Origin of the sequence: Chamaesiphon polymorphus CCALA 037 (assembly GCF_003003845.1) — a bacterium.
Taxonomy (GTDB): domain Bacteria; phylum Cyanobacteriota; class Cyanobacteriia; order Cyanobacteriales; family Chamaesiphonaceae; genus Chamaesiphon; species Chamaesiphon polymorphus.
Genome location: NZ_PVWO01000674.1, coordinates 1 through 2,502, shown reverse-complemented (window position 1 = coordinate 2,502; position 2,502 = coordinate 1). Strand labels below are relative to the sequence as shown.

The window sequence follows — 2,502 nt, the reverse complement described above, 5'->3', positions numbered from 1 at the left end:
TTATTAACTGATGCTTTACATTGGGAAGCGGTGCGCGCTCGTCGGGTCTCCCGACGGTTTAGCGCACCAAGACAAGTAGCCGAGTAATTCAGACTTGGAGTTATCGTTGGACGATTGAAATCTTTCATGAGTTTGGCAAGCAGATCACTGGTTTTGAGTCGGCTCAGGTACGCAATCAGGAAGCGGTTAAACGTCACTTCTGTCTCAGTTGCATATCGCAGTCTATGCTTCAATCCTTGCCCTGTCAAGGTCAACAATCTGAACGATTTATGTTTGCTCACAACCAGCAAACGATTGGACAACGACTCTATAGTTTGACTCAGTTTCGCTTACCTCCAATTACTGCATCTGGCACAAAGTCTATTTTCTCAACATCATACCTGCGAGCAGGTTTTGGAGGTGCTGATGCCTGCTTAATCTCCTCAATTATATTTTTCTCTGTTCGTAACTTGCCAAGTGCTGTGGGCACCCCTCCGTTCGCGTAGCGTCTGCCTTCGCAGAGGAGGGGATTTTCGAGCATCAAGAAAGCCCTGCTAATTTGTAATTAGCAGGGCTTTCTTGAGAATTAAAATTTCAAACCAAATTTACAGCATTGGTGCAAATTGAGGCTTTTCAGGTACCACTCGGTACTCAGCGACAATTTGACGGAATTCTTCACCATCGATCGTTTCTTTCTCGATTAAGATATCGACTAAGCGATCGATAACCGAGCGGTTTTCGCGCATGATTTGGAGTGTTTCTTGATGACAACCAGCGATGATTTCACGGACTTGTTGGTCGATTTGAGCGGCTACTTCATCAGAGTACTCAGAACGCGCGCCCCAATTACCACCGAGGAATACTTCACCAGATTGGCTCTCTAAAGAGAGAGGGCCGAGTTTGGACATCCCAAAGCGAGTGACCATTTGGCGTGCCATGGAGGTAACTTGTTGTAAATCTCCACCTGCGCCAGTTGTGACTTCCGAGTCGCCAAAGATGATTTCTTCAGCAGCACGTCCGCCAAGCGCACCACAAATCCGAGCGCGGAGTTGAGTCCGCGAGATTAAGGATTGGTCTTCAGCCGGAGTGAACCAGGTTAAACCAGCAGCTTGTCCGCGTGGGATTAAGGTTACCTTCTGGAGCGGATCGTGTGCGGGGATTAGCGTTGCGACGATCGCGTGACCGACTTCATGGTAAGCAATCAGACGTTTGCTCTTACCATCGACTAATGGCGTACCTTCCATACCAGCAACGACGCGATCGACTGCATCGTCGATTTCGAGGTTGGTAATGGCATCTTTGCGACGACGGGCGGTCAGAATGGCGGCTTCGTTGAGCAAGTTAGCTAAATCGGCACCACTAAAACCAGGAGTCCGACGCGCGATCGCTTCTAAGGAGATATCTGAACCTAATTTCTTATTCCGAGCGTGAACGTTGAGGATTTCAATCCGTCCAGCAACATCGGGTGGATCTACTTGAACTTGACGATCGAAACGACCGGGACGTAACAGCGCGGAGTCTAAGACGTCAGGACGGTTAGTTGCCGCGATAATGATGATTCCGGTATTGCCTTCAAAACCATCCATCTCAGTGAGCATCTGGTTGAGAGTCTGCTCGCGTTCGTCGTTACCACCACCGATACCCGCACCGCGTTGGCGACCGACGGCATCGATTTCATCGATAAAGATGATACAAGGAGCGTTTTCTTTGGCTTTTTTGAACAAGTCGCGGACGCGAGATGCACCCACACCGACAAACATTTCGACGAATTCCGAACCAGAAATACTAAAGAATGGTACTCCAGCTTCACCCGCGATCGCTTTAGCGAGTAAGGTTTTACCAGTACCTGGAGGGCCGACTAACAATACACCTTTAGGAATCTTGGCACCTACAGCCGTAAAGCGTTCGGGCTGTTTGAGGAAGGTTACAACTTCTTGCAACTCTTCTTTAGCTTCGGCAATACCCGCAACGTCGTCGAACATCACCCCAGTTTTGGCATCCATTTGAAACTTCGCTTTGGATTTACCAAAGTTCATCGCTTGACCTGGGCCACCAGGCATGTTGTTAGAGCGACGGAATAGCAAGAACAAACCACCGATCAACAGTACGGGGAAAACTAGGTTGCCGAGGAAGCCCCAGACAGCACCATCGTTGCGTGCGGGATGACTGTCAAAGGAGATGTTCGAGTCTCTGAGTTTGGCAATCAATTCGGGTGCGTTGGTGGGCAGATCGACGCGCAGGCGTTGCATCCGATTTTCGAGATCTGGATCGACCGCTTCGACGATCGCGGTTCTACCACCATCGTAAAGATCGACTGCTTTGACTCGATTGGCATCGAGATACTCCAAGAATCTGCCGTAGGTCATCCGAGTACTGGCAGTATTTTTGCCAACTTCAGCGGTAACGGGTGTAAATGCCCCTTGCCAGACGAAGAAGCCGATTACTAGAACGGGTATCGTCCACAGTATTGCTAGTTTCCACGAAAACTTCATAAAATTGTTTGCCTTTGGTGATGGGGTGATG

1 protein-coding gene is annotated in these 2,502 nt (G+C 49.2%); it reads right to left on the bottom strand.

All coding sequences use genetic code 11. The features are described 5' to 3' along the window. Positions 1-584 precede the first annotated feature (584 nt). On the bottom strand, positions 585-2,471 hold the full coding sequence (ftsH2, locus tag C7B77_RS28110) for an ATP-dependent zinc metalloprotease FtsH2 (protein WP_106312845.1): 1,887 nt from the start codon (positions 2,469-2,471) through the stop codon (positions 585-587). Positions 2,472-2,502: the final 31 nt, after the last annotated feature.

Coding starts and splice junctions, on each gene's coding strand:
- ftsH2 (WP_106312845.1), bottom strand. CDS start 2,471: ATGAAGTTTTCGTGGAAACTAGCAATACTGTGGACGATACCCGTTCTA.